General features: G+C 67.4%; 18 protein-coding genes. 7 read left to right on the forward strand and 11 right to left on the reverse strand.

What is annotated here, in order from left to right:
• Positions 1–40 precede the first annotated feature (40 nt).
• Positions 41–475: a CBS domain-containing protein gene (locus tag DBY63_RS08330; RefSeq protein WP_007160094.1), complete on the forward strand. Its 435-nt coding sequence runs from the start codon at positions 41–43 to the stop codon at positions 473–475.
• A 79-nt stretch (positions 476–554) separates the two neighbouring features.
• Positions 555–2,498 carry a TonB-dependent receptor gene (locus DBY63_RS08335; RefSeq protein ID WP_177411437.1) on the forward strand — a complete coding sequence of 648 codons (1,944 nt, stop codon included), beginning with the start codon at positions 555–557 and terminating at the stop codon, positions 2,496–2,498.
• A 266-nt stretch (positions 2,499–2,764) separates the two neighbouring features.
• Here DBY63_RS08335 and DBY63_RS08340 read toward each other — a convergent pair whose 3' ends face one another.
• The 5 genes from DBY63_RS08340 to DBY63_RS08360 form a co-directional block, all read right to left on the reverse strand.
• On the reverse strand, positions 2,765–4,120 hold the full coding sequence (locus tag DBY63_RS08340; protein ID WP_108582213.1) for a HAMP domain-containing sensor histidine kinase: 1,356 nt from the start codon (positions 4,118–4,120) through the stop codon (positions 2,765–2,767).
• Positions 4,117–4,845: a response regulator transcription factor gene (locus tag DBY63_RS08345; RefSeq protein ID WP_108582214.1), complete on the reverse strand. Its 729-nt coding sequence runs from the start codon at positions 4,843–4,845 to the stop codon at positions 4,117–4,119. The genes DBY63_RS08340 and DBY63_RS08345 overlap by 4 nt, the downstream gene beginning before the upstream one ends.
• Before the next feature lie 68 nt (positions 4,846–4,913).
• The gene (locus tag DBY63_RS08350) at positions 4,914–5,582 is read right to left on the reverse strand and encodes a GNAT family protein (RefSeq protein ID WP_108582215.1); all 669 of its coding nucleotides are present in this window, start codon (positions 5,580–5,582) and stop codon (positions 4,914–4,916) included.
• Entirely contained in the window at positions 5,576–6,025 is a 450-nt protein-coding gene (locus tag DBY63_RS08355) for a GNAT family N-acetyltransferase (protein ID WP_042134925.1), read from the reverse strand. Before DBY63_RS08355 ends, DBY63_RS08350 begins: the two co-directional genes overlap by 7 nt.
• A gap of 14 nt (positions 6,026–6,039) precedes the next feature.
• A complete protein-coding gene (locus DBY63_RS08360; RefSeq protein ID WP_108582217.1) occupies positions 6,040–6,672 on the reverse strand; it encodes an FMN-binding negative transcriptional regulator in 633 nt (210 codons plus the stop codon).
• A gap of 90 nt (positions 6,673–6,762) precedes the next feature.
• Between DBY63_RS08360 and DBY63_RS08365 the strand changes: the two genes are divergently transcribed.
• Positions 6,763–8,178, forward strand: a complete 1,416-nt coding sequence (locus DBY63_RS08365) for a PLP-dependent aminotransferase family protein (RefSeq protein WP_108582218.1) — start codon at positions 6,763–6,765, stop codon at positions 8,176–8,178.
• 9 nt (positions 8,179–8,187) lie between these two features.
• Here the strand turns inward: DBY63_RS08365 and DBY63_RS08370 are convergent, their stop codons facing one another.
• From DBY63_RS08370 to DBY63_RS08390, 5 genes are all read right to left on the reverse strand, one after another.
• Positions 8,188–9,195 carry a hypothetical protein gene (locus DBY63_RS08370; protein ID WP_108582219.1) on the reverse strand — a complete coding sequence of 336 codons (1,008 nt, stop codon included), beginning with the start codon at positions 9,193–9,195 and terminating at the stop codon, positions 8,188–8,190.
• The gene (locus tag DBY63_RS08375) at positions 9,195–11,072 is read right to left on the reverse strand and encodes a hypothetical protein (RefSeq protein ID WP_112298116.1); all 1,878 of its coding nucleotides are present in this window, start codon (positions 11,070–11,072) and stop codon (positions 9,195–9,197) included. The genes DBY63_RS08370 and DBY63_RS08375 overlap by 1 nt, the downstream gene beginning before the upstream one ends.
• Positions 11,073–11,084: 12 nt before the next feature.
• Positions 11,085–11,975: an SH3 domain-containing protein gene (locus DBY63_RS08380; RefSeq protein WP_051399170.1), complete on the reverse strand. Its 891-nt coding sequence runs from the start codon at positions 11,973–11,975 to the stop codon at positions 11,085–11,087.
• Between the two features lie 136 nt (positions 11,976–12,111).
• Positions 12,112–12,918 (reverse strand): amino acid ABC transporter permease, encoded by an 807-nt coding sequence (locus tag DBY63_RS08385; RefSeq protein ID WP_027600475.1) that lies wholly within the window; start codon positions 12,916–12,918, stop codon positions 12,112–12,114.
• Positions 12,915–13,736, reverse strand: a complete 822-nt coding sequence (locus DBY63_RS08390; RefSeq protein ID WP_027600474.1) for a transporter substrate-binding domain-containing protein — start codon at positions 13,734–13,736, stop codon at positions 12,915–12,917. Before DBY63_RS08390 ends, DBY63_RS08385 begins: the two co-directional genes overlap by 4 nt.
• A 100-nt stretch (positions 13,737–13,836) precedes the next feature.
• On the opposite strand from DBY63_RS08390, the gene DBY63_RS08395 reads away from it, so the two are divergent.
• A complete protein-coding gene (locus DBY63_RS08395; protein ID WP_027600473.1) occupies positions 13,837–14,739 on the forward strand; it encodes a homocysteine S-methyltransferase family protein in 903 nt (300 codons plus the stop codon).
• Positions 14,740–14,814: 75 nt separating this feature from the next.
• On the opposite strand, the gene DBY63_RS08400 is transcribed toward DBY63_RS08395, so the two are convergent.
• Positions 14,815–15,567, reverse strand: coding sequence for an SDR family oxidoreductase (locus DBY63_RS08400; RefSeq protein ID WP_027600472.1), 753 nt, complete (start codon positions 15,565–15,567; stop codon positions 14,815–14,817).
• A gap of 99 nt (positions 15,568–15,666) precedes the next feature.
• On the opposite strand from DBY63_RS08400, the gene DBY63_RS08405 reads away from it, so the two are divergent.
• The 3 genes from DBY63_RS08405 to DBY63_RS08420 all read left to right on the forward strand — a co-directional run bounded on the left by DBY63_RS08405 (position 15,667) and on the right by DBY63_RS08420 (position 19,053).
• Entirely contained in the window at positions 15,667–16,608 is a 942-nt protein-coding gene (locus tag DBY63_RS08405) for a LysR family transcriptional regulator (RefSeq protein ID WP_044341267.1), read from the forward strand.
• A 241-nt stretch (positions 16,609–16,849) separates the two neighbouring features.
• Positions 16,850–18,184 (forward strand): CitMHS family transporter, encoded by a 1,335-nt coding sequence (locus tag DBY63_RS08415; protein ID WP_027598679.1) that lies wholly within the window; start codon positions 16,850–16,852, stop codon positions 18,182–18,184.
• Positions 18,185–18,300: 116 nt separating this feature from the next.
• The gene (locus DBY63_RS08420; protein WP_027598678.1) at positions 18,301–19,053 is read left to right on the forward strand and encodes a TerC family protein; all 753 of its coding nucleotides are present in this window, start codon (positions 18,301–18,303) and stop codon (positions 19,051–19,053) included.
• The last annotated feature ends 144 nt before the right edge of the window (positions 19,054–19,197 follow it).

Genomic DNA, 19,197 nt, shown 5'->3' on the forward strand with positions numbered 1-19,197 from the left:
ACACCTCCGGTCACGCTCGCCTCACCTCAGGAGAACCACAATGAAAACCGTCGCCCAGTTGCTCGCCCTGAAGACCCAGCAGGACGTCTACACCATCGCCCCCGACGCCTGGGTGCTCGACGCCCTGCGCCTGATGGCGGAAAAGAACGTCGGGGCGCTGCCGGTGATGCGCGACGGCGAACTGGTGGGCATCGTCAGCGAGCGCGACTATGCGCGCAAGGTGGCCCTGCAGGGGCGCTCCTCCTATGCGACCCCGGTCAGCGAGATCATGACCGAGGCGGTCATCATCGTGCTGCCGCAGCAGACCGTGGGCGACTGCATGCAGATGATGACCGACCACCACCTGCGCCACCTGCCGGTGATGGGCAACGGCAAGCTGATCGGGCTGCTGTCCATCGGCGACCTGGTCAAGGCGACCACCGTCCAGCAGGCGGAGCTGATCCGCCATCTGGAGGGTTATATCCGCGGCGAGTGAGTGCCGCTGTCTCAACCTGTCCCAATTTCCGTAACGTCAATCATTACCATCCATGCCCTTTCATCGGAGGGCATGGCTCATGGCCAGGTTGCAACGTTTCATCACTACGCCGCTGGCGCTCGGCCTGGCCGCCGCCAGCCTGGCGGTCCAGGCCGAAGAGATCACCGATCTCGACACCACGGTGGTCACCGCCGCCGGCTTCGAACAGCGTCTGGAGGACGCACCCGCTTCAGTCACCGTGATCGACGCCGAGACCCTGCGCAAGCGCCCGATCCGCGATCTGGGCGACGCCCTGCGCGACGTCGAGGGCGTGGTGGTCAACGGTGCGGCCAATGAAACCGATATCTCCATCCGGGGCATGCCGGGGGACTACACCCTGATCCTGGTGGACGGTAAGCGGCAGAGCGCGCGGGAGTCGCGGGTCAACGGCAATCGCGGCTACGAGCAGAGCTTCATTCCGCCGGCGGCGGCCATCGAGCGGATCGAGGTGGTACGCGGGCCCATGTCCTCGCTGTATGGCTCCGACGCCATCGGCGGGGTGATCAACATCATCACCAAGAAGAACGCCGCCACCTGGCACGGCTCCCTGACCACCGACTACATCGCCCAGCAGCACCGCGACCAGGGCAATTCGCGCCAGGGCCAATTCTTTCTGAGCGGACCGCTGCACACCGACCTGCTCGGTCTGCAGCTCTGGGGCCGCTACCTGGATCGCCAGGCCGACGACGACATCGAGCGGACCCAGGGCTTCAGCAAGGCGCGTCATCGCGATCTGACTGGGCGCCTGGCCCTTACCCCTAACGAGAATCACGAATTCCTGCTGGAAGCCGGGCAGACGCGCCTGCGCAACGGCGACGGCCTGAGCGACAACTGGGCGACCCGCCAGCAGGACAACGACCGCGATCACTGGTCGCTGAGTCACACCGGCCACTGGACCGGCGGGCTGCGCTCGGACGTGTCGCTGCTGCACGAGGAGACCTCTCGCGAAGGCCTTGCCACGCCGGAGCAGACCGATGTCTATGGGCGCAAGCCCCAGGTCGAGAACACCGTGTTCGATGCCAAGCTGGTGACGCCCCTGGATGACCACCTGCTCACCACCGGTCTGCAATACAACCGTGGCGAGGTGCAGGACTGGAACCAGGGGCTGAACGATCGCCGCCAGTATTCCTTCGCGGTGACCCAGCAGGCGCTGTTCGCCGAGGACGAGTGGGCCATCACCGACAGCTTCGCGCTCACCGGCGGGCTGCGCCTGGATCACCACGAGCTGTACGGCAATCACTGGAGTCCGCGGCTCTACGGGGTCTGGCATGCCACTCCCGAGTGGACCTTCAAGGGCGGCGTCTCACGCGGCTTCAAGGCGCCGGAAATTCGCGCCGTGGCGCCGGGTTACGCCTATCTGCGGCGCAACCGCTTCGTCATGCTCGGCAATCCGGATCTCAAGCCGGAAACCAGTACCAACTACGAGGTGGCGGCGCTCTGGTCCAACCGGCGCAATCTGGAGGCGGCGGCGACGCTGTTCTACAACGACTTTCAGGACAAGCTGTCCACGGTCACCACCACCGAGCGCTGGAATGGCTACATCCGCATGGATCGCATCAACGTCGACGAGGCGGTGATCCGCGGCGTGGAGCTCAGCGGTGGCTGGGACATCACCGAGGTCCTGCGGCTGGGTGGCAACTTCACCTATCTCGACTCGGAGCAGCGCAGCGGTCCCAACCAGGGTGCGCCCCTGGCCCTGACTCCGGAGCGCAAGGCCAACGTCCGCCTGGACTGGACCCTGTCGGACCGGCTCAATCTGTGGACGGCGCTGGATTACTACGGTGAGGAATACGACGCCACCCTGACCGGCGAAGCGGCGCCGGCCTATACCACCTGGGACGTGGGCGGCGGCTTCGTGGCGACGCGCAACCTGAGCTTCAATGCCGCTATCCGCAACCTGAACGATCGGCGCCTGGACGACGAGACCTATGGCACGGTGAACTATGGTCGCCATCTCTGGGTGAGCGCGACTCTGAGCTTCTAAGGGAACCAGATGCTCCACGTGGAACCTCCACTGCGTTGGTGCTGGAACCGTAGCGTGGAAAACGGCGGAGCCTTTTCCACTTGGGACTTCGCTGTGAGGCGCGCCCCGGAGGGAGAGGGCGCTATTCGAGCAGGCGGTCATCTCCAGCATCAGCCAGATCCTGATCGATCAAGGTGGCGCTACCTTGGGAGCCATTGTCCTGGCGCGACAAGGTCTTTTGTTTGGACGATCGCGGCCATGGGCCGCTCCTACGGGATATCTGGCTGCTAGGAGGCCGACGGCAGCAGGATCCGGGCGCAGAGGCCGCCTTGCGGGCGATTGTGCAGTTGCAACTCGCCGCCATGGGCGAGGATACAGGCCCGGGCGATGGCCAGGCCGAGACCGAGGCCTCGAGCGGTGTCCTGGCCCGGAGGCCGGTAGAAGGGCTCGAAGACCCGTTCCAGCTGGTTTTCCGGCAGGCCGGGGCCGTCGTCGAGGATGTCCAGGCGAAGCAGCTGTGGCGCGGGGCGCGAGAGCTCCAGTGCGGCGCTGCTACCGTGCTGCAGGGCGTTGTCGAGCAGATTGCCCAAGGCGCGCTTGAGGGCCAGTGGACGGCCGCGGAGCGGTGCCGCGCCAGTACCTGACCAGGATACCGTCTGGCCCAATGCCTGATAGCGATCCTGCAATGCCTGCAGCAGGGCAACGAGGTCGACATCCTGGTGGCTTTCGGTCCGGCGCTCGCCACGGATGAAGTCGAGGGTTTCCTGCACCATGGCGTCCAGTTCGGCCAGGCTTTCTTCCATGTCGTCGCGCTCGACCGAAGGCTCCAGCAGGGCCAATTGCACTCGCAGCGCAGCCAGCGGAGTGTTGAAGTCGTGGCTGATGGCGGCCAGCATGCGCACCCGATCATCCAGGTGGCGCAGCAGCCGTTCCTGCATCAGCTCGAAGGCCGCGGCCAGCTCCCTGGCCTCGCGTGGGCCCTGACGGACCTCCAGGCGACTGCGCTCGCCCCGGCTGAGTCCCTCCGCGGCGCGGGTGAGCCGTTGGAGCGGCCGTACCAATTGGCCGATCAACAGCCAGGCCAGCAGCAGCACCGGCAGAGCGCCCAGCAGCAGCGACCAGCCCAGGGCGGTCAGCCAGCCGTCGCTGCGTGCCGGATACTGCACGGCATTGAGCCAGCGACCGTCCGGCAGGCGCACGCTGCTGCGCAAGCGCAGGGGTGCCCAGCCGGCTGAGGTCAGCGGCGAGGCGCGGGCGGCGTCGCCCGCGAGGCCTTCCAGCTGCATCACCAGACCCTCTTCGGCCTGTCCCAGACGCCGCGCCAGATCCCGGGTCAGGCGGCGCTCCTCCGCGAGCATGGGGAAGGGCGCCACCTCCGGCGTCGCGGCTACCCAGACCTGGGCCGGTGACTCGGCCAGCACCCGCAGCAGGGCTTGCGCCTGCGCCGTTGGCAGGCGCTCGACCGCGGTACGGGCCACCGCCAGCCGCTCCAAGGCCTGGCCATAGGACAACGGATGGACCAGCGCGCCGGTCTGGTGCAGGACCAGCGCCGCGGCCGCGTGCGCCAGCAGCAAGGCCGCGCAGAACAGCAGGCAGAGGCGGGGGGTGATGCCCTGCAGCCAGCTACGCCAGGGCGCGATCATGGGCCGTCCAGGGCCTCCACCGGGCAGTCCAGCAGATAGCCGCGGCCCCAGACGGTCCGCAGCGGCGATTCGCCTGCCGGATCGGCCAACCGCAGACGCAGGCGACTGACCTGGCGATCCAGGCTGCGGTCTTCCAGCGCGCGATCGGGCGGCTGTACCTGGTGCAGCAATAGATCACGATGCAGCACGGTCTGGGGCCGACACAGGAAGGCCAGCAGCAGGCGCGCCTCCGCCTGACCCAGGCGGCGGGTGCTGCCGTCCGGGTAGTGCAGGCGCTGACTGACGGCGGCGTAGTGCCAGCCCGCGAAACGATAGATCGCCGCCGGTACAGGCTCGCTCGGAGACGTCGGAGCGGTCGCCTGGTAGCGACGATGCAGGGTGCGAATCCGTGCCACCAGTTCGCGCGGTTCGAAGGGCTTGGTCAGGTAGTCGTCGGCGCCCTGTTCCAGGCCAAGCACCCGGTCATCCACCTCGCCCCGGGCGGTGAGCAGGATGATCGGCGTCGTGTCGCGCTGGCGCAGTTCACGGCAGAGACTGAAGCCGTCGCCATCCGGCAGCATCACGTCGAGGACGATGACATCGAAGCGCTGCTGCGCGAGCAACGCCTTCATCCGCGTGGCATCGGCTGCGGTGGTGGCTTCGAGCCCCTGGCGACGCAGGTAGATCGCCAGGGGCTCACGCAGCTTGCGGTGGTCGTCGACGAGTAGGACGTGGATGGCGGTCACGGCAAAGGGAGATTGGTGGTAGCAACCCCTCTAGGATAACGCTTTGCCTGCTCCGTTGGTATTGCTTCTCATTTGCCGGGCGCGACAGCCAGGGCGCTGAGCTGGCGTCCTTCGGCATCGAAATTCTCCGCCGCCAGCCAGCGCCGGAAGCCGGCGTCTACGGCGGGCCACTCGTGATCCAGCAGGCTGAACCAGACGGTGTCGCGATTGCGACCCTTGACCACCCGGTGCTGGCGGAACAGCCCCTCAGGGCGCATGCCCAGCCGTTCGGCGGCGCGTTTCGAGCGGGCATTGGCGTTGTCGCACTTCCACTCCAGGCGCCGATAGCCGAGGGCGAAGGCCTCCTGCATCAGCAGATAGAAGGCCTCGGTAGCCAGGGGCGTGCGCTGCAGGCGCCCGCCAAAGGCGACATGGCCGATCTCGATGCTGCCGTGTTCGGGGACGATGCTCATCAGGCTGAGTTGCCCCAGGGCGCGGCCATGGCGGGGATCCACCACGACGTAGAACAAGGGATCACGACCCTGGGCCAGGCCGGCCAGCCAGCTGTCGAAGGCGGCCCGCTCGGTGAAGGGGCCATAGGGCAGATAGTCCCACAGGACCGGGTCCCGGTCGTGCAGGGCTTCCCAGAGATCGTCGCCATGACGCGGCGGGTCCAGGGGTTCCAGGCGTACATGGTGACCCTGCAGCAAGCGGGGCTTGGGCACATGGGCCGGGGTCCAGTCGAGCGGGGTCATGATCTGTCTCCTAGCAGGTGACGGTACTGGATGAAGCCGGAGCGGGTGGCGATGCGATCGTAGAGCTGGCGTCCCGCATAGTTGGTCTCCTGGGTCAGCCAGTGCACCCGGTCGCAGCCGTCCGCTTTGGCATGGGCATAGACGTGCTCGATCAGGGCACGGCCCAGGCCGCCGCCGCGGTGGTCCTGGGCGACATAGAGATCCTGCAGGTAGCAGTAATCGCTCTCGGTCCAGCAGGACGGGTGATAGATGAAGTGCACCAGGCCCAGGGGCCGCTCGCCGTCCCAGGCCAGGGCGCCATGCAGGGGCTGGGCGGGATCGAGCAGGCGCTGCCAGGTGCGGGCATAGGTAGCCTCCGGCAGCACGGTCTCGTAGAAGGCCAGGTAGGCCTGCCAGAGGTCGTGCCAGACGGCGTGATCGGCTTCGCTCAGGGGGCGGATGGTCATGGGTGGCTCCAGGGTCAGGCGGGAGAGGGGATCAGGGCGGCCAGGGTCTGGTCGCCGGGTACCGGGCTGGCGGCCAGACCCTGGCGGACGCCTTCGCGATCGGCGGCGTTGCGATTCTGGCTGAGCTTGGCGAGGCCCTGGAGGCTGTCGAGGGGCAGGCGCAGGCCGCGGATGGCGCGCAGCATGCCCTGGACATAATCCGCGGGCGCATCCGCGACCTGCCAGGGGCGGGCACGCCCGGCTTCGTGCTGGTCGGTGAGGCGCTCCAGCAGCTGCAGCAGGCGCTCGGGGTCATCGAACACCTCGACGCTGCCGCGGGCATGCACCGCCTGGTAGTTCCAGGTCGGCACCACCCGCCCATGTTCGGCCTTGCCGGGATAGAAGGCCGGGCTGACATAGGCCTGGGGACCCTGGAACACCGCCAGCGCGACAGGGGCCTCGACCAGTGCCTGCGCCTGGGGATTGCTGCGTGCCAGATGGCCATAGAGGGTGCCATAGGGACCCTCGTCGGGCGCCAGCCAGAGCGGCAGATGACTCACCAGCGGACCGGCCTCGGTCTGGCTGACCAGCAGCGCCAGGGCGTGATCGCGCAGGTGCTGGTGCAGCCTGGGCAAGTCGTCGAGACAGAAGGCGGGATTGGGATACATGGATAGGAACTCCAGCGATGTCCGACCATGCTAAGGTCGCCTTTGGCTTCCTGTAAGAGCCAATTTCCATGACTTTCAGGGTGCCAATCCATGCTGGGATTCGAGCCGTCGGGGCTGTTGCTGGAGCCGGGTCAGGGGCTGGCGCGCCAGCTCTACCAGGGCCTGCGCGAGCGCATCCTGGCCGGTGAGCTGGCCGCCGGGGTACGGCTGCCGGCCAGTCGCGAACTGGCGCGGCTGCTGGGGATCTCGCGCAATACCGTGACCGCCGCCTACGAGCAGCTGCTGGCCGAAGGTTTTCTCGACAGCCGCCCGGGCGACGGTACCTATGTCGCACCCTTGACCCGGGCGCTGGCCGCTCCCGAAGCCACGACCAGGGCGGCCCCCGTGCCCCTGGTCAGCGTGCCGCCCGGCGCGCCGTGCGCCTTTCGGGTCGGCCTGCCGGCGGTGGATCTGTTTCCCTTCGCCACCTGGGCGCGGCTGCAGCAGCGTTTCTGGCGTCAGCCGGAACCGGCGCTGCTGGGCTATCGCGAACCCGGCGGCGAACCGCGACTGCGCCGCCTGCTTTGCGCCTACCTGCGCCAGGCGCGGGGCCTGGTCTGCGCACCCGAGCAGATCCTCATCACCAGCGGCGCCCAGCAGGCCATCGAACTCTGCGCCCGGCTGCTGCTGGCGCCCGGCGCCCTGGCGGCCATGGAGGATCCCGGCTATCGCGCCGCGGGCCTGGCCTTGCAGAGTGGCGGGGCGCGGCTGCAGGGAATCCCGGTGGATGCGGCAGGGCTGGTGGTGGAGCAACTGGCAGGCCAGCGGGACTGCCGACTGGTCTATGTCACCCCTTCGCACCAGTATCCCACCGGCGCCGTGCTGTCCCTGCCGCGCCGCCTGGCGCTCTTGGACTGGGCACGGCAGACGGACGCCTGGATCGTCGAGGACGACTACGACGGCGAATACCGCTACCAGGGTGCGCCGCTGGCGCCCCTGGCCGCGCTGGATCGCCACGGTCGGGTGCTCTATGTCGGCACCTTTTCCAAGATCGCCTTTCCCGGCCTGCGCCTGGGCTATCTGGTAGCTCCGCCTGCGCTGGTGCCGGCGCTGCTGGAGCTGCAACGGGCCGGCATCCGCCATCTCGACAGCGCCACCCAGACGGTCATGGCCGATTTCATCGAGCAGGGTCATTTCCAGCGCCATATCCGGCGCATGCGTCGGGCCGCGCGCAGTCGCCGTGATGCCCTGCTGGCCGGCTGGCCAGAGGTCGCCGGCTGCGCCCCGCCGGGTGTGCCAGTGGCCGGCCTGCATCTGTGCCTGCCGGTCACCCAGCTGGCCCGCGAAGCCGAACTGGTAGCGCGGGCGGCCGCGGTCGGTGTGGAACTCAACGCGCTGTCGCGCTACTGGCTGCCCGAGGGCCCGACCCCGCCCGACGCCCGCGCCGGACTGGTGCTGGGATTCGCGGCGGTGCCGGAGGCGCGGATCAAGGAGGCGCTGGCCAGGCTGCGGGAGGCCTGGGCCTGAGCGCTGCCGTCAGAGGCTTTTCGACTCCAGGTTGAGGCGGTCCAGCAGGCCGGCGGCGCCCGCCGGATTCAGGGCCGCGGTCAGGGCGAATTCCAGGGTATCGCTCAGACGCACGCGTTCCTTGGGCGCAAGGCTTACCCGCAGACCGTCTTCTTCGCCGGCGGCCAGATCGACCAGACCCTTGCAGAGGTCCTTGCCGCGCGCGCCCAGGCTCTGGAAGTCCTGCAGGCAGTCGTTGCGCTGCTGCTGGTGCGCCGCGGCCAGGGCCCGGTCCCGCTGCTTGTCGAAGTCGCCCGCGGTAGGGTCGAGTGGCAGATAGCGACGGGTCAGGGCCAGGCTGCGCTTGAAATAGCCCTGATCCGTGACATCCACCTGCAAGCCCTTCAGCTCGGCGCGTTGCGCGCTCTGCTGCAGCTTGCCCAGCAGACCGAAGGATGACAGCAGACCGCGCTGGCCCACCTGCTGGCCACTGTCGGCCATGTCACTCAGGTCTTCGGCCAGGCGACGGACCTGGGCCAGCGACAGGCTCGCATCCACGTCCAGCAGCTCCGGCAGGTCCAGGGTCAGGCCGATGTCCGCCAGCTCATCCTCGACGTTCCATTTCAATCGGCCGGAAAAAGGCGCCAGTTCGGCGCGTCCGCTGGCGAGCAGCAGATCGCCAACCAGGGGCAGGCGCAGCGCCGTCGAGCGGCCCTTGGCGTCGGGCGGAAAAGCCACGCCTTCGAACTGGACATCCGCCCGGCGGTGGGCGGGTTCGTCCTTGAGGTCGGAGAGGGTCAACTGGGCGATGCTCGGCCCATCGCTGATGCGCACCTCGTGCAGCTTGATCGTGCCGCCCAGCGGTGAGGAGGACAGCGACTGCCAGCTGATCTTGTCTTGCAGGCGGTGTTCGAACAGCCAGTCGCGCAGACGTCCGTCGGCGACATGAGCGGCATAGGCCTTGAGACCGAAATAGCCACCGACCACCACGACCAGCGCCGCACCGGCCAGGAGTTTGACGTTGAGAGTCCGTTTCATCAGAAGCGCTCCTCGCCGAGACCGGCATCCTTGAGCTGTTGGCGGGCCGCCTCGGGGGTCCAGGCGGGGTCTTCGAATTGCACCCGTGCCAGCGCCAGGGGATCGCGCAGGTCGCTGCAACCTTCGCTGGTGCAGGGCTGCACGACCTTGGCCGTCAGATGCGTCAGGGGCAGGTCGTCGGCGTCACGCGCCTTCGGATCGAGCTGCAGGGTGCCGCTCAGGACATACCAGCCGGTCTTGGCCGAGGTGCCGGCCGGTACCTGCGCCTGGATCGGATAGGGATAGTCGAGGGTCCAGCCATCGCTATTCGTCTTGGTCACCCGGGCGATCAGACGTACGGGATGGGTAGCGCCACGCACCAGGTCGCCATAGTCGCCACCACTGCCCGGCGCGTAGTCCACATCGTTGACCTGCCGCGCCAGCAGCGCCTGGGGATTGCTGCGCGCTTCCCGGGTCAGGCGCTCGTAGGTATCGAGCTGGTCACGGGCACGGAACGCCTGCTGCATCCGTGCCTGCCGGGCTTCGCGCTCACGCTCGCGTGCGACCTGCTCGCGCTGGCGCGCCTGCTTCTCGTCCCACATGAACAGGTAGTTGGTGGCCTGCTCGGGGTTGAACTGCCAGGCCTTGCTGCGCCAGTTGCGGTCGACGTTGACGCGATACAGCCAGAAGTCCTGACTGGATTCGTTGCTGTTCCAAGGGCGGGGAAAGATACCCTTGGTGAAATCGCGCACGGCCAGGAAGGTGAAGTGCGGAATCATCGTGCCCAAGTTGTCGAGCTGTTGCTGGGTCTTGGCGATGATGGGGCGGATCTGGTCGAGCTGACGGAATTGCTCGCTATTACCGGTCACGAACAGCACATCCGGCGCACTGGTTGACCACTGGCCGCGATAGCTGTAGCCGAGGCGCAGCAGGCTGTAGCTGGCGGTCGCAGGATCGCTGGCCAGCAGGAACAGCGCCTGCTTCTGGCTATCGAAGCCGACGAAGCGCAGCGGCGGCAAGGGCTTGTCCAGCGGCAGTCCGTTGAGGAAGAAACCCTTCCAGCGCTGCAACTGCTTGCCATCGCTCCGCTCCACGGCGAGTTCACCCTCGCCCTGGGCCAGGCCGTTCTCGCAACGGATACCGCTGGAGCGAACCTGCAGGTAGCGGCTGTCTTCCTCGACCTTGAAGGGAACGCGGAAGGCGCAGCCCTGGCTGTCCTTGAGGGTGGTCATGAAGTCGCTCTTGGCCAGTTCGGCCTCGCCATCGCCCGGGCGCCAGCCGGCGACGTCGAAATCGGTGGCGATCTGACCGGCGGGCGCCTTGGCTGCAGGTGCAGGTGCAGGTGCAGGTGCAGGTGCAGGTGCAGGCTCGACCTTGGCCGGCGCGACAGGTGTCGATTCGGCGACCGGGGCCGCTGGCGCTGCGGGTGCCGGTGCCTCCGGGACTGCTGGAGGAGTGGCGGGCTTGGCCGTTTCAGGCGCCGTAGCAGCGGGAGCCTCGGCAGGCGCCGCCTTGGGCGGCTCGACGGGGGCCGGGGCAGGAGCTGCGGCGATGGCAGCCGGATTCTGTACCTGCGCCGTCCAGGCCGTGGCCTTGGTGGCCGTGCCGTTCAACCGGGCGTCGGTGCTACCGGTCGCCGTCCAGGTCAGGCGTTCGGCCTGGTCGCACTGTTTGCCGAGCAATGCGCCGATCTTGGGCATCAGGCGTTCGACGGCCACGGCCTCGGCGGGCTTGCCGTAGACGAAGCGCAGCGCCAGGTCGGGCGCGCACCAGGCGGCGGCCGCGTGGTCGACGAAGACCTCGACGTCTTCGGCCTTGGAATAGGCGAGGCGGGTGCTTTCGGCCTGGGCAGCCGTGGCCGTGGCCAGCAGCGTCAGGGCCAGCAGGGTGGGTTTCATGGTCATCCTTCCTTAGATCAGTTCCCAGGCACCGTCAGCGGCCTGGCAGGCCTTGGTGGTCTGCTGATCCTGCTGCCCATCCTGGCTCAGGCTGTAGTTCAGGGTGCGGCAGGTGGTCTTGGCGGCGACCTTGTCCTGCACCGGCGCGGCATCGAGATCGGCGGCGTCGAGGTCCACGCCCTGCTGCTTGGCGCTGGCCACGTCCAGGGTGTCCAGATCGACCGCAGGTGCCGGTTGAGCCTTGGTCTTGCCAGCGGTCGCCACCGTGGCAGTCGTCGCCGGCGTCACCAGGGGCGCGTAGACATAGCCGATGGTCACGCCCTTGCGGCCCACGGCGATCCAGTCGTTGCCGGTACGGCCCAGGGCCGTGAAGCGCGTACCCGTGGGCAGCCCGCCGACCTTGGCGGCATTGTCGTTGGGCGCGGCGCGCAGATTGGCCGACTTGATCGACTGATAGGGCTTGTTGAGCAGGGTCAGCTGCTCGACCTTCTGCACCTTGGGCGTGCGCTTGACCGCCACCTGGCGGGCTTCGGTCTCGGTCGCCACCGGCACGATGCGGGCGGTGGCGCCACTGTGGTCGGAGGTCCAGGTGGTCACCTGACCGTCCTGGGCGTGCTCCAGCGCCTTCTGCGTCTGCACGGCCAGGGCCTCGCGATCGCGCTGGTCGAGCTTGGCCCCCAGGGTCTTGCCCAGGGCGCCACCGGCGAGGGCGCCGGCCAGCATGGCGGCGGTACGGCCACTGCCACCACCGATCTGGCTGCCGATGAGGATGCCGGCCGCCGCACCGACCACGGTGCCGACATTTTCCTGATTGAGCCATTCGTTCTGCGACATGTTGGAGCAGCCAGTGACGGCGAGGCTGCCACCCAGGCAGAGAACGGCAAGGCGATGACGAGGCTTCATGGTGAGTCCTTTCCGAAGCAGGAATTTAGGAGGAGGGAATGGTAGAGGCTTGATCCGGGGGTGTTGTGACCTGGTTCACCAAAATCCGGTTTGGTATCAAAGGGCTAGCACGATCCAGCGGGAACGTCGGGAGACTCTAACGCCCCCGATACGCCTTCCCGTAGTGCCGCTCCAGGCGCGACTGCAGGAACTCCATGGCCAGGGACATCAGCCAGTAGAGCACCGCGGCGGTGGTCAGCATTTCCAGATAGCGATAGCTGGAGCGGCCATAGGACTGGGCGAGGAACATCACCTCCCAGACACCCATCACCGAGACCAGGGAGGAGTCCTTGAGCATGGAGATGAACTGGCTGGTGGTGGGCGGGATGATGCTGCGCATGGCCTGGGGCAGGGTGACGCGCCAGAAGATCACCCGCGGCGCCAGGCCCAGGGCCAGGGCCGCCTCGCGCTGACCGGCGGGGACGCCGAGCAGGCCGGCGCGAAAGATCTCGCTGAGGTAGGCGCCATAGTTCAGCGACAGGGCGAGGATGCCGGCGCTGATGGCGCCGGGCACCACGCCGATCTGCGGCAGGCCCAGGTAGATCAGCAGGATCTGGATCAGCAGCGGGGTGCCGCGAAAGAAGGAGGCGTAGAAGGTCGCCACGCCATAGGCCAGGGCGCTGGACGACAGCCGGCCCAGGGCCGCGGCGAAGCCCAGCAGCACCGACACCAGGATGGAGCTGAGGCTGAGGAACAGCGTCAGGGCCGCGCCCTGCAGGAAGCCGTTGGGGCCCAGGCGCCAACCCACCAGGTTGGGCAGGCGCGGCCAGACGCTGGCGAACTTGAGGTCAAAGCCGAGCACGAAGACCACGCCCCCGGCTAGCAGCGCCAGCCAGGTCAGCCAGACACGGGTACGAAAACTCAGCAGGGGGCGGCGCTGGTCTGGGGGCGGTAGCGGACTCATTGGCTGATGTCGGCACCGATCCACTTGTCGGAGATCCGCTTCAGGGTGCCGTCCTGGCGTAGCCCTTCGATGATCTCGCGCAGCGTGGCGGCGAATTCCGGATCACCCTTCTCGATGGCCACGGCGTTGGGCTCGGCATAGAGCGGCGCGCCGGCCAGTTTGAACTTGCTGTCCTGGGCCAGGCGCGGCTGGGCCGTCACCAGGTTGGTCAGCACCGCATCCAGGCGCTTGCCGGCGCCCAGGCCGAGGTCCTGGAAGGCGACGTTGTCGTCGGGGAAGGGCACCACCTGGACATCGTCGAAGGGATAGCTCAGCGGCTTGTCCTCCTGGCCCTCGATGGTCAGGTCCTTGTTCAGGTAGCTCTCATAGGAAGAGGCGCTGGTGACGCCGACCTTCTTGCCAGAGAGGTCCTTGGCGCCGTGGATGCGGTCGTCACCGGCGTTGACCACGATCACCGCCGGCGAGGCGTAGTAGTTGACCGGGAAATCGAACACCTGGGCGCGCGCCTGGCTGGGTGTCATGGAGCAGATGCAGACGTCGTAGCGACCGCTCCAGCGACCGGCGGCGATCACGTCCCAGGAAGGGGTTTCCAGGCGCAGCTTGACGCCGAGCTTGTCGGCCACCGCCTTGGCCACGTCCACGTCGAAGCCTTCCAGCTGGTTCTGGGCATTGAGCTGGGAGAAGGGCGGATAGCTCTCCATGAGCACGTTGACCAGCTCGCCCTTGGCCTTGATGCGGTCCAGGGTGGCCCCGGCCGAGGCCGAGGTGGCGACCAGCGCCAGGGTCAGGCCGAGGGCCGATAGCAGAGCGGTTCTCATGGAGGCGTCCTTTGCAAAGGGTAAGAGGGCCTGGTATTAGAGAGATATGAGAACCGATATTGAACTCTGTTTTGGTTATAAGGAAAAGTGAAATAGCTATATGGCCAACATGAATCTTGTGCTTCTCGACGGTGGCATGGGCCGCGAGCTACAGCGTCGCGGCGCGCCCTTCCGTCAGCCGGAATGGTCGGCCCTGGCCCTGAGCGAGGCGCCGGAGCAGGTGGAAGCGGTGCACCGCGCCTATATCGAGGCCGGCGCCCAGGTGATCACCAGCAACAGCTATGCGGTGGTGCCCTTCCATATCGGCGAGGCGCGCTTCGCCGCCGAAGGCGAGGCCCTGGCCGCGCGGGCCGGCCAGCTGGCACGGCAGGCGGTGGTGGCCAGCGGTCAGCCGGTGCGGGTGGCGGGGTCGCTGCCGCCGCTGTTCGGCTCCTATCGCCCCGATCTGTTCGAGCCGGCGCGGGTGGACGAGGTGCTGCAGCCGCTGATCCGCGGCCTGGCGCCCCATGTCGATCTCTGGCTGGCGGAAACCCAGAGCTCCCTGGCCGAGGTGCGCGCCATCGCCGCCGGGCTGCCAGGGGACGGCAAGCCGCTGTGGCTGTCCTTCACCCTCAAGGACGAAGACGTCGACGAGACCCCACGGCTGAGATCCGGCGAGCCGGTGACCGCGGCCGCGCAGCTGGCGGTGGAGCTGGGCGCCGGAGCCTTGCTGTTCAACTGCAGCCAGCCCGAGGTCATGGCCGCGGCGCTGGATACCGCGCGGGCGACCTTTGCCGCGGCGGGTGTCGAGATTCCCTTTGGCGCCTATGCCAACGCCTTCCCGCCCCAGCCGGAAGAGGCCACCGCCAATGATGGCCTCGACCCCCTGCGTCCGGACCTGGATCCGCCCGGCTACCTGAGCTTCGCCCAGGACTGGCAGGCGCGTGGTGCGAGTCTGATCGGCGGCTGCTGCGGCATCGGTCCGGAGCATATCGCCGTACTCAACACGCGATTGCGCGGCTGACGCCCGCATCAGGTCGGCAAAAAAGCGGACAGCGCCCCGGGCGCTGTCCGCTTTTTTCTGGCCGCCAGACGCCGTTCAGACCTGCGCCTGGCCACCATCGGCGAAGAGTTCGGCGCCGTTGACGAAGCTGGAATCGCTGGAGGCCAGGAACAGGGCGACCCTGGCGATCTCCTCGGGCTCACCGACGCGACCCAGGGGGATCTGGCTGGCCAGGTGGTCCAGCAGGCCCTGCTGCTGAGCGGCATCCGGACCGGCCAGCTCCACCAGGCCCGGGGTGCGGGTGGCGCCCGGACTCAGGGTGTTGATGCGGATGCCGCGGCCCTGCAGCTCCAGGATCCAGTTGCGGGCGAAGGCGCGCACGGCGGCCTTGGAGGCGCCATAGACGCTGAAGGCCGGGGTGCCGGTACTGGCGGCGGTGGAGCCGGCGAGGATCACCGAGGCATGGTCCGCCAGCAGCGGCAGAGCCTTCTGCACGGTGAACAGCACCCCCTTCACGTTGCGATCGAAGGTGTCGTCGTAGTGGGCCTCGGTCACCTCGGCGAGGGGCAGCATGCTGCCGCCCCCGGCGTTGACGTAGAGCACATCAAGGCGTCCGTGCTCGCGGCGGATGCGCTCATAGAGGGCATCGAGCTGGTCCAGGCGGGATGAGTCCACGGCGATGCCGGTGGCATTGCCGACTTGGGCGACCGCGGCGTCCAGTTCCGCCTGCCGCCGACCGGTGAGGATGACGTGGGCGCCCTGCTGGGCGAAGAGTTTGGCAGCGGCCAGGCCGATGCCGCTGGTGGCGCCGGTGACGAGGGCGATCTTGTCTGCGAGCTTGAGGGTCATGGCGGGAACTCCGAGGGTTGTGATCAGGTGGAGTCAGCCTATCGACCCTGGCTTCCTTGCAAAATAGAATGATTGGCAAGTCATCGTTGCAGAAATGAATTGAGCAGATTGCCGGATTTCGAAGGGTTGGCGATGTTCGCCAAGGTCGCCGAAGAGGGCTCCTTCGCCGCCGCGGCGCGGGTGCTGGGCGTGTCGGTGGCCACCGTCTCGCGGGCGGTGACGCGCCTGGAGGAACGCCTCGGCGGGCGGCTGTTCAATCGCACCTCGCGGCAGCTGGCGCTGACCGAATTCGGCCGCGAGCTGGCCGCTCAGGCCGGTGATCTCTATCGCCAGGCGGAGGCGACCGAAAGCGCTGCCCAGGCCCGCGCCGTGCAGCCCCGTGGCCAGGTGCGGCTGGCGGTGCCCATGGCCTTCGGCCTGCGCTGGGTGGCGCCGCTGCTGCCCGAGCTGCTGCGCCGCTATCCCCAGCTGTCGGTGGATCTGCACCTGTCCGATGCCACCGTGGATCTGGTGGCGGAGGGTTTCGACGCCGCCCTGCGCATCGCCGCCTTGCCGGACTCCTCGCTGGTCGCCCGGCGGCTCTGCGCGGTGAGCCAGCTGCTGGTGGCGGCGCCGGCCTATGTCGAGCGCCACGGCTGGCCAAGCCATCCGCAGGAACTGACCGACCATGCCTGCCTGAGCTATGCCTATCGGGCGCGCAGCCAGGTGTGGCGCTTCAGCGGGGACGAGGGTCGCGAGGCAAGCGTGCTACCCCGTGGCCCCCTGCGCGTCACCAATTCCGAAGCCCTGCTGCCGGTGCTGCTGGAAGGCCTCGCCATCGCCGAGTTGCCGGACTTCATCGCCGCCGACTACCTGGCCGATGGCCGGTTGGTGCAGCTGCTGCCGGACTGGCAGCTGACCCGTGGCGGCCTCTACTTCGTGACCCCCTCGGCGCGCAGCCGACCCACCAAGATCCAGGTGCTGCTCGATTTCTTCGTCGAGCACCTGAGCATCCCGGGTTGGCAGCGGGCCGAACAGCCCCCGCCCGTGTCGGCTTCGTGACATCCGGCAACATCCACTCGCCACCACGCAAGGCTGGCGAAAGGTTGACCTCTTAGGATCCCCTCAAGACCCGCCCCCGTGAGCGGGCGACGTGCCTACAAAAATAACCAGGATTCTTGCCATGTCGTATCTGTCCTTCCAGGCGTCCCCGCGCGCCCCTCTCCCCTGGATTTTCGCCCTCCCCGCGCCCCTGCGCCGCGGCTGATCTTCCTTCTCTTCGCGAAAATTCAGAGGTATTCCCATGCTGACTTTCCTCGGCTTCGCCATGGTCATGACCTTCATGTACCTGATCATGACCAAGCGCCTGTCTCCGCTGATCGCCCTGACCATGGTGCCGATCGCCTTCGCCGTGCTGGCCTGGGCGCTGTCCAGCGAATTCGCCAGCCTCGGCCACGTCAAGCTCGACGCCCTCGGCCCGATGATGCTCGACGGCATCCGCAAACTGGCGCCCACCGGCGTGATGCTGTTGTTCGCGATCCTTTACTTCGCGGTGATGATCGACACCGGCCTGTTCGATCCGGCGGTGCGCTGGATCCTCAAGCTGGTCAAGGGCGATCCGCTCAAGGTGGCCATGGGCACCGTCTTCCTGACCCTGGTGGTCTCCCTGGACGGTGACGGCTCGACCACCTACATGATCTGCGTGGCGGCCATGTTCCCGCTGTACCGGCGCCTGGGCATGAATCCGCTGATCATGACCTGCCTGATGCTGCTCTCCAGTGGCGTGATGAACCTGACCCCCTGGGGTGGTCCGACCGCGCGCGCCGCCAGTGCCCTGCACGTGGATCCGGCCGACGTCTTCGTGCCCATGATCGCGCCCATGCTGCTGGCCATCGCCTGGCTGTTCTTCCTGGCCTACCTCTATGGCCGCAGCGAGCGCGCGCGCCTGGGCATCCTGCAGATCGGCGAGACCGAAGGCGCCGACGTCACTGTCTCCCAGTGCGCCGAGGCCCGCCGCCCGCACCTGCGCTGGTTCAACGGCCTGCTGACCCTGGCGCTGATGGCCGCGCTGATCATGGGCGTGCTGCCGATGCCGGTGCTGTTCATGATCGCCTTCGGCATCGCCATGACCGTCAACTACCGTTGCCTGAACATGCAGAAGCAGCGCATCGCCGCCCATGCCGAAAACGTCCTGGCGGTGGTCTCGCTGATCTTCGCCGCGGGCATCTTCACCGGCATCCTCTCGGGTACCGGCATGGTCGACGCCATGTCCAAGGGCCTGCTGGCGGTGATCCCGGACGCCCTGGGCCCGTACATGGCGGTGATCACCGCCCTGGTCAGCCTGCCGTTCACTTTCTTCATCTCCAACGACGCCTTCTACTTCGGCGTGCTGCCGGTGCTGGCCGAGGCCGCCGCGGCCTATGGCATCAGTCCGGTGGAGATCGCCCGGGCCTCCATCGTCGGTCAGCCCGTGCACCTGCTCAGCCCGCTGGTGCCCTCGACCTACCTGCTGGTGGGCCTGGCCAAGGTGGAATTCGGCGACCATCAGCGCTTCACCCTGAAGTGGGCCACCGTGACCTGCATGTTCCTGCTGGTCGGCGCTTTGTTACTGGGTGTGTTTCCGCTGTACAGCCGCTAGAGTTTTGCCAGAGCTACGACTAGCCTTGCCGGCTGTTCGAAAACGGCGCGTCGCCCGATGCGCCTTTTCCATTAGAGCGCGCGCCCGAGCGCGCCTTAGCTACGAGAGGATTTGCAATGGACTGGTTGACCAACCCGGAAATCTGGGTCGCCTTCTTTACCCTGACGGCCCTGGAGATCGTCCTCGGCATCGACAACATCATCATGATCTCCATCCTGGTCAGCCGCATGCCCAAGCACATGCAGGCGCGGACCCGGTTCTTCGGCCTGGCCCTGGCCATGGTCACCCGCATCCTGCTGCTGCTGTCCATCACCTGGGTGATGCGCCTCACCGCCGACCTGTTCTTTGTATTCGGCCAAGGCATCTCCGGCCGTGACCTCATCCTCTTCTTCGGCGGCCTGTTCCTCCTGTGGAAGAGCAGCGCCGAGATCTACCACGGCCTGGAAGGCGAGGAAGAGCAGGACGAAGACGCGCCCACGAAGAAGGGCAGCGGCTTCATCGGCACCATCATCCAGATCGCCATCATCGACATCGTCTTCTCGCTGGACTCGGTGATCACCGCGGTCGGCATGGTCAGCCACGTGCCGGTCATGGTCGCGGCGATCATCGTCGCGGTGCTGGTGATGATGCTGGCGGCCGGCGCCATCAGCACTTTCATCGACAAGCACCCGAGTCTGAAGATGCTGGCGCTGTCCTTCCTGATCGTGGTCGGCACCGTGCTCATCGCCGAGGCCTTCGAGGTCCACGTGCCCAAGGGCTACGTCTACTTCGCCATGGCCTTCTCGCTGGCGGTGGAAGCCATCAACATCCGCCTGCGCGGCAAGGCCAAGGCCCGCGAAGCGGTCAAGCTGCGCAAAGAGCAGATCTGAGCCCAGCGGCGGAACCCACCCGGCTCTCCGCCGCCTAATCCAGCAAGTCCCCACGAGCCCGAAGGTGCCCTGCCTTCGGGCTCGTGCGTCTGTGCAGAACGGTCATTACGATTTTGTGACAAGCTCGCCAGGAGCTCTTGGACA

The sequence above is a fragment of the Pseudomonas sp. RIT411 genome, assembly GCF_003057735.2.
GTDB classification, from domain to species: Bacteria; Pseudomonadota; Gammaproteobacteria; order Pseudomonadales; family Pseudomonadaceae; genus Chryseomonas; species Chryseomonas oryzihabitans.

Coding starts and splice junctions, on each gene's coding strand:
- DBY63_RS08330 (WP_007160094.1), top strand. CDS start 41: ATGAAAACCGTCGCCCAGTTGCTCGCCCTGAAGACCCAGCAGGACGTC.
- DBY63_RS08335 (WP_177411437.1), top strand. CDS start 555: ATGGCCAGGTTGCAACGTTTCATCACTACGCCGCTGGCGCTCGGCCTG.
- DBY63_RS08340 (WP_108582213.1), bottom strand. CDS start 4,120: ATGATCGCGCCCTGGCGTAGCTGGCTGCAGGGCATCACCCCCCGCCTC.
- DBY63_RS08355 (WP_042134925.1), bottom strand. CDS start 6,025: ATGACCATCCGCCCCCTGAGCGAAGCCGATCACGCCGTCTGGCACGAC.
- DBY63_RS08360 (WP_108582217.1), bottom strand. CDS start 6,672: ATGTATCCCAATCCCGCCTTCTGTCTCGACGACTTGCCCAGGCTGCAC.
- DBY63_RS08365 (WP_108582218.1), top strand. CDS start 6,763: ATGCTGGGATTCGAGCCGTCGGGGCTGTTGCTGGAGCCGGGTCAGGGG.
- DBY63_RS08370 (WP_108582219.1), bottom strand. CDS start 9,195: ATGAAACGGACTCTCAACGTCAAACTCCTGGCCGGTGCGGCGCTGGTC.
- DBY63_RS08375 (WP_112298116.1), bottom strand. CDS start 11,072: ATGAAACCCACCCTGCTGGCCCTGACGCTGCTGGCCACGGCCACGGCT.
- DBY63_RS08380 (WP_051399170.1), bottom strand. CDS start 11,975: ATGAAGCCTCGTCATCGCCTTGCCGTTCTCTGCCTGGGTGGCAGCCTC.
- DBY63_RS08385 (WP_027600475.1), bottom strand. CDS start 12,918: ATGAGTCCGCTACCGCCCCCAGACCAGCGCCGCCCCCTGCTGAGTTTT.
- DBY63_RS08390 (WP_027600474.1), bottom strand. CDS start 13,736: ATGAGAACCGCTCTGCTATCGGCCCTCGGCCTGACCCTGGCGCTGGTC.
- DBY63_RS08395 (WP_027600473.1), top strand. CDS start 13,837: ATGGCCAACATGAATCTTGTGCTTCTCGACGGTGGCATGGGCCGCGAG.
- DBY63_RS08400 (WP_027600472.1), bottom strand. CDS start 15,567: ATGACCCTCAAGCTCGCAGACAAGATCGCCCTCGTCACCGGCGCCACC.
- DBY63_RS08415 (WP_027598679.1), top strand. CDS start 16,850: ATGCTGACTTTCCTCGGCTTCGCCATGGTCATGACCTTCATGTACCTG.
- DBY63_RS08420 (WP_027598678.1), top strand. CDS start 18,301: ATGGACTGGTTGACCAACCCGGAAATCTGGGTCGCCTTCTTTACCCTG.